This is a genomic window from Streptomyces sp. SID486 (genome assembly GCF_009865385.1).
Classification (GTDB): Bacteria; Actinomycetota; Actinomycetes; order Streptomycetales; family Streptomycetaceae; genus Streptomyces.
Map to the genome: position 1 here is coordinate 20,985 of NZ_WWJT01000471.1, position 6,344 is coordinate 27,328.

Below are 6,344 nucleotides of genomic sequence, written 5' to 3' on the forward strand. Positions count from 1 at the left end.
CCCGTGGGGCAGGACGAACCCTGATTGCCTACACCGGCCGAGCCGGACATTCTCACAACGTCCGTATCCACCAAACAGTTTCCACCACGCACCACCTCTTCGGTGCGCCGACCCCCCGCAACCTCATGCCCCTGCCGGTCGGCCCCCATGCACCGCCGGTTCACTGGGAGGACGACCGAGAGTAGTCAGGCCGCTTCGCCTGTCGCAAGGCGTCCACGACGATCTTGCCCGACCGCTCGACCGTCACCGTGGCCTGCTCCTTCTCCAGAGTCTGCACCACGCCTCCAGGAATGTTCAGCGCCGGCTCGAGGTCCTGCGGCTTGCCGATGACCTTGAAACGATACGGGGCGTTGATCTTGTTCCCGTCGACGCTCACACCCTCGTCGGAGTCGGTGAAGTAACTGCCGGCGACCACCCGGACCCCGTTGACCTGGATCGCCTCCGCGCCGGCCGCGCGCAACTCCTGGATCGCGTCGAGCAGCATGTCCGCCTGGACCGTCCCCTTCGTGTCCTCGACCGTCATGGTGATGCCGGGACCCTGTGCCGCCACGGTGCCCGCCAGAATGCCGAGTTGCCTCTCCTTCTCGGCGGTCTGCTTGCGCGCCTCCGCGGCCTGGTCGGAGCTGCTCTGCAGCTCCTGGCGCTGCTTTTCGAGTCCCTGCTTCTCGTCCTCAAGACGCTGAGTACGCGAATCCAGTTCATCGAGGATGCGCACGAGATCTTCCTGGCGCGCGCCGCGCAACGCGCTGTCGGTGTCGCTGTTGGACGCCACCTGTACGGCCAGGCCGAAGCCGAGGCCGAACAGCAGCACCGCCACGATGAGTTGGGCCCGGGTGAAACGCGGCGGCCACAGCCCCTTGACGAGCCGCTGCCGGCCCGTGAGCGGCTGCCCGGGCCGCTCCTGGTCCGTCTGCCCGGGCCCGGGCGGGGGCGCCGGCGCGGGCGCGGGCACCTCGGCCGGCAGTTCCCTGCGCAGCGGGTTGACGGGCTGGTCGTTCCGGTCCTCGGGCTCGTTCTGTTCGCTCATGGATGTCACGCCCGGAAGACGTGCCGCCGGATCGCCGCGGCGTTGGAGAAGATACGGATACCCAGGACGACGACGACACCCGTGGACAGCTGCGCCCCCACACCCAGCTTGTCCCCGAGGAACACGATGAGGGCGGCGACGACCACGTTCGACAGGAACGACACCACGAACACCTTGTCGTCGAAGATGCCGTCCAGCATGGCCCGCAGACCGCCGAAGACGGCGTCCAGCGCCGCGACGACGGCGATCGGCAGATAAGGCTCGACGACCGCCGGAACCTCGGGCCGGACCAAGAGGCCGGCCACGACTCCCACGACGAGGCCCAGTACGGCGATCACGATGTGCCCTTCTCGGTTTTCTCGGACTTAGGCTGTGCTGTACGTACGATCACACTGGGTGCGGCGGGCAACTGGAGATCACCCTCCGTGGCGATGGTGGCGCGGATGCCGTACTGCTCCTCCAGGGCATGCAGATACAGGCCGTCGGCGCTGTTCCGGAACGTCGTGCTCAGCCTGTCCCCGTCACCCACCGCCAGCACCGTGTACGGCGGCACCAGCGGCCTGTTGTCGACCAGTATCGCGTCACCCGCGGCCCGGATCGCGGACAGGGCGGTGAGCCGCTGCCCGTTGACGGAGACCGCCTCCGCCCCGGAGGCCCACAGCCCGTTGACCACGCGCTGCATGTCGCGGTCACGTACCCGGCCGGTGTCGGAGAAGTCCGACGTCTCCCGCGGGTTGGTGCCGTCACCGCCGCTCCCGGCCTCCTTGGCGTCGTTCACGACGAGCTTGACGCCGGGACCGTGCACCGCGGTGGCACCCGACAGCAGACCCGCGAGATCCGCGTCCGCGCTGCCGCCGCTCGACTTCAGGGCCGCCCGCTGCCGCGCGCTGACGTCGTCGCGCAGCTCGTCCACGGTGCTCTCCAGCTCGTCCGCGTCCGCGGTCTCGCTGTCGATGCGGTCGATCAGCTCCTGGCGCTCCTTGGCCACCACGGGCGCCGCCACACGGGCCTGCGCCGCTCCCACGGTCACGACGCCCGCCGCGAGGAGAAGGCCGGCGGCCAGGCCCAGCTTGGCCCGGAGCGTCTTCGGCAGACCGCCCTCGCCCCGGGTCTTCTTCCGGGCAGCGGCCTCGGCGTATCCGTCGTCAAGGCTGTGGTCCATGACGTTGGTGATCAACGACATGGAGGCGTCCGGGCGCTGCCGCCGCGTGGGGCTGCTCCGAACGGGGGGTTGCTGCGGCATGCCGCACATCGTCGCATGTCGCGAGCAGTACCTCCGAACGGCCCCACCGGCGCGCCGGACAGGCCCCCTTGGGGACACGTGTCCGGCACGCACGCGTGCAGTGTCCGGCACCCGCGCATGCGGGGTTGCCGCCCTCCCGGGACGGCTTGTCCGGCACCCGCGCGCGCGGGGATTCCCGCGTCCCGGGACGGGTTGTCCGGCGCACACGCGTGCGGGGATTCCCGCCGTCCCAGGACGGCGGAACCCGCCCGGCGCCGCCTGGCGACGGCCCCGGGCGGGACTCGCGTCCGTTACCGGCCGGCGCTGTCCACGACGGCCGACCACTCGTCCAGCAGGGCCTGCGCCGAAGCGTCGTCCGGGCCCTCCGCCCACAGATGGGTGACCGCCTCGGCCGGGTCGGGCAGCACCATCACCCAGCGCCCGTCGGTCTCCACAACCCGCACACCGTCGGTCGTGTCGACAAAGCGATCTCCTGCGGCCTCGACGACCCGCCGCATCACCAGACCCTTGACGGCCCACGGCGTGGCCAGGTCCCGCTTGAGGACGTGCGCCCGCGGAATCCGGGCGTCGATCTGGCTCAGGGTGAGCTGCGTGCGGGCCACCAGTCCGATCAGTCGTACGAAGGCCGCCGTGCCGTCGTACACCCTGCTGAACTCGGGGACGATGAACCCGCCCTTACCGTCACCACCGAAGATGGTGCCTTCCTCACCGCCCACGCGCGTGAGGTCGTCGGGCGACGTGGTGGTCCACTCGACCTGGGTGCCGTGGTAGGCGGCCACCTGCTCGGCGATCCGGGTGGTGGTGACCGGCAGTGCCACCCGCCCGCTGCGCCGCTCGGCGGCCACGAGGTCCAGCATCACCAGCAGTGCCCGGTCGTCCTCGATGATCCGGCCCTTCTCGTCCACGAGCGACAGCCGCTCGCCGACGGGGTCGAACCGGACACCGAACGCGGCGCCGGAGGACGCCACGATCTCCCCGAGCCGCACCAGCCCGTTGCGTCGCACCTCGGCCGTCTCCGTGGGCCGGGACTCGTCGAGGCCGGGGTTGATGGTCAGCGAGTCCACGCCGAGCTTGCCGAGCAGGCTGGGCAGCACGAGTCCGGCACTGCCGTTCGAGGCGTCCACGACGACCTTGAGGCCGGACTCCGCTATCCCGGTCGTGTCGACGTTCCGCAGCAGCGACCCCGTGTACGAGTCGAAGACGCTCGACGGGAAGTACAGGTCACCGATCTCTCCGGGGAACGCCCGCCGGTACTCCTGACGGGCGAAGACCCGGTCCAGCTTTCGTTGACTGCCCTGCGAGAGGTCCGCGCCGTTGCCGTCGAAGAACATGATGTCGACGGAGTCCGGAACACCCGGCGAGGTCCGGATCATGATGCCGCCGGCGCTGCCTCGAGCGGTCTGCTGCCGGGCCACGGGCAGCGGGACGTTCTCCAAATCGCGTACGTCGATGGCACTGGCCTGGAGCGCGGAGATCACCGCGCGCTTGAGCGCCCGGGCGCCTCGGGAGTGGTCGCGGGCGGTGGTGACGGTCGAACCCTTCTTCAGGGTCGTCGCGTACGCGCCGGCGAGGCGCACCGCCAGCTCTGGCGTGATCTCCACGTTGAGGATGCCGGTCACACCGCGGGCACCGAACAGATGCGCCTGCCCGCGGGACTCCCAGATCACCGAGGTGTTGACGAAGGCGCCGGCCTCGATGGTCTTGAAGGGGTAGACCCGGACGTTGCCCTGAACGATCGATTCCTCACCGATCAGGCACTCGTCGCCGATGACCGCGCCGTCCTCGATCCGGGCGGCACGCATGATGTCGGTGTTCTTGCCGACGACGCAGCCGCGCAGATTGCTGTGCTGCCCGATGTACACGTTGTCGTGCACGACGGCCTTGTGCAGGAACGCACCGCTCTTGACGACGACGTTGGAGCCGACGACGGTGTGCTCGCGGATCTCCGCACCGGCCTCGACCTTGGCGTAGTCGCCGATGTACAGCGGCCCGCGCAGTTCGGCGTCGGGGTGCACCTCGGCCCCCTCGGCGACCCATACGCCCGGGGAGATCTCGAAGCCGTCGATGTCGACGTCGACCTTGCCTTCGAGGACGTCCGCCTGGGCCTTCACATAGCTCTCGTGCGTGCCGACGTCCTCCCAGTAGCCCTCGGCGACATAGCCGTAGATCGGCTTGCCTTCCTTCATCAGCTGCGGGAAGACGTCGCCGGACCAGTCGACGGGCACGTCGGCTTCGACGTAGTCGAAGACCTCGGGCTCCATGACGTAGATGCCCGTGTTGACGGTGTCGGAGAAGACCTGACCCCAGGTCGGCTTCTCCAGGAAGCGTTCGACCTTGCCTTCCTCGTCGACGATGGTGATGCCGAACTCCAGCGGATTGGGCACGCGCGTCAGGCAGACGGTGACCAGCGCGCCCTTCTCCTTGTGGAAATTGATCAGCTCGGTGAGGTCGAAGTCGGTCAGGGCATCGCCGGAAATGACGAGGAAGGCATCATCCTTCAGCGCCTCTTCTGCGTTCTTGACGCTTCCGGCGGTACCGAGTGGCTTCTCCTCATTGGCGTAGGTGAGCTCCATGCCGAGCTCTTCACCGTCACCGAAGTAGTTCTTGACGAGCGATGCCAGGAACTGCACGGTGACGACGGTCTCGGTGAGCCCGTGCCTTTTGAGCAGCCGTAGCACGTGCTCCATGATCGGGCGGTTGGCCACGGGCAGGAGCGGCTTGGGCATGCTAGAGGTCATGGGGCGCAGGCGTGTGCCTTCGCCTCCGGCCATCACGACGGCCTTCATGTCGGAAGCGTCCTCCTCCAAGAGACGACGGTCTAGCCGACTTCACCCGTCCAGATTGTCCCGCACTTTTCCCCCGCGGGCCATCGAGGCGTCATGTCAGGACAATCGCCGAGCTCAATCGGCCATGGTGTCCGCTCGAACCAATCGGCGGACTTGTACCACGTAGAGCACTCCTGCCCACCAATAGAGGGTTGTACCCCATCCGGCGAAAGCCCATCCGAAAATGGCAGCGAGTGACGCGATCCAACTACTTCCGTCACTGAGAAGCAGCAGCGGGAAGGCGTACATCAGGTTGAACGTCGCCGCCTTCCCCAGGAAGTTCACCTGGGGCGGCGGATACCCGTGCCGGCGGAGGATGCCGACCATCACCAGCAGGACCAGTTCGCGCAGCAGCAGGAGCCCGGTCAGCCAGAACGGAAGGATCTCCCGCCAGGTGAGCCCCAGCAGCGTGGAAAGCACATAGAGGCGGTCGGCGGCGGGGTCGAGGAGCCGGCCGAGGCTGCTGATCTGGTTCCAGCGCCGGGCGAGCTTGCCGTCGAGATAGTCGCTGACCCCGCTGAACGCCAGCACCAGGAGGGCCCAGCCGTCGCTGTTGGGGCCTCCGAACTCCGGCCTGAGGATCAGCCAGAGGAAGACGGGTACGCCAACGAGCCGCGCCATGCTGAGGATGTTGGGGATGGTGAGGACCCGGTCTGTCTGGACACGGGTCTCCTGGACCTCCACCCGGGGGCCTCCTGTGCGAAAACGGAACAACGATGCCCCTGACCCTACCTCAACGCAAAAAAGCTCCGGCCCCTGGGCAGTGCCCAAGAGCCGGAGCTTCAAAAGGAGTTCGGCGGCGTCCTACTCTCCCACAGGGTCCCCCCTGCAGTACCATCGGCGCTGTGAGGCTTAGCTTCCGGGTTCGGAATGTAACCGGGCGTTTCCCTCACGCTATGACCACCGAAACACTATGAAACTGAACGCCGCACCACGCTGTGACAACGTGGGGCTGTTCGTGGTTTCAGAACCAACACAGTGGACGCGAGCAACTGAGGACAAGCCCTCGGCCTATTAGTACCGGTCACCTCCACCAGTTACCTGGCTTCCAGATCCGGCCTATCAACCCAGTCGTCTACTGGGAGCCTTACCCTCTCAAGGAGGTGGGAATACTCATCTCGAAGCAGGCTTCCCGCTTAGATGCTTTCAGCGGTTATCCCTCCCGAACGTAGCCAACCAGCCATGCCCTTGGCAGAACAACTGGCACACCAGAGGTTCGTCCGTCCCGGTCCTCTCGTACTAGGGACAG

At 67.5% G+C, this 6,344-nt stretch carries 5 protein-coding genes and 2 rRNA genes; all 7 read right to left on the reverse strand.

Features of this window, described 5'->3' with window-relative positions; genetic code table 11:
- Positions 1-160: 160 nt before the first annotated feature.
- On the reverse strand, positions 161-1,027 hold the full coding sequence (locus GT045_RS22220; RefSeq protein ID WP_161335209.1) for a DUF881 domain-containing protein: 867 nt from the start codon (positions 1,025-1,027) through the stop codon (positions 161-163).
- Between the two features lie 5 nt (positions 1,028-1,032).
- The gene (locus tag GT045_RS22225) at positions 1,033-1,365 is read right to left on the reverse strand and encodes a small basic family protein (protein WP_003988855.1); all 333 of its coding nucleotides are present in this window, start codon (positions 1,363-1,365) and stop codon (positions 1,033-1,035) included.
- Positions 1,362-2,270, reverse strand: coding sequence for a DUF881 domain-containing protein (locus GT045_RS22230; RefSeq protein WP_202516639.1), 909 nt, complete (start codon positions 2,268-2,270; stop codon positions 1,362-1,364). Before GT045_RS22230 ends, GT045_RS22225 begins: the two co-directional genes overlap by 4 nt.
- Positions 2,271-2,560: 290 nt before the next feature.
- On the reverse strand, positions 2,561-5,056 hold the full coding sequence (locus GT045_RS22235) for a mannose-1-phosphate guanyltransferase (RefSeq protein ID WP_161298119.1): 2,496 nt from the start codon (positions 5,054-5,056) through the stop codon (positions 2,561-2,563).
- Positions 5,057-5,170: 114 nt separating this feature from the next.
- A complete protein-coding gene (locus tag GT045_RS22240; protein ID WP_161335210.1) occupies positions 5,171-5,779 on the reverse strand; it encodes a CDP-alcohol phosphatidyltransferase family protein in 609 nt (202 codons plus the stop codon).
- A 107-nt stretch (positions 5,780-5,886) separates the two neighbouring features.
- A 5S ribosomal RNA gene (gene rrf / locus GT045_RS22245) occupies positions 5,887-6,003 on the reverse strand.
- A gap of 86 nt (positions 6,004-6,089) precedes the next feature.
- Positions 6,090-6,344: ribosomal RNA gene (locus tag GT045_RS22250) — 23S ribosomal RNA — on the reverse strand; the annotation flags it as partial.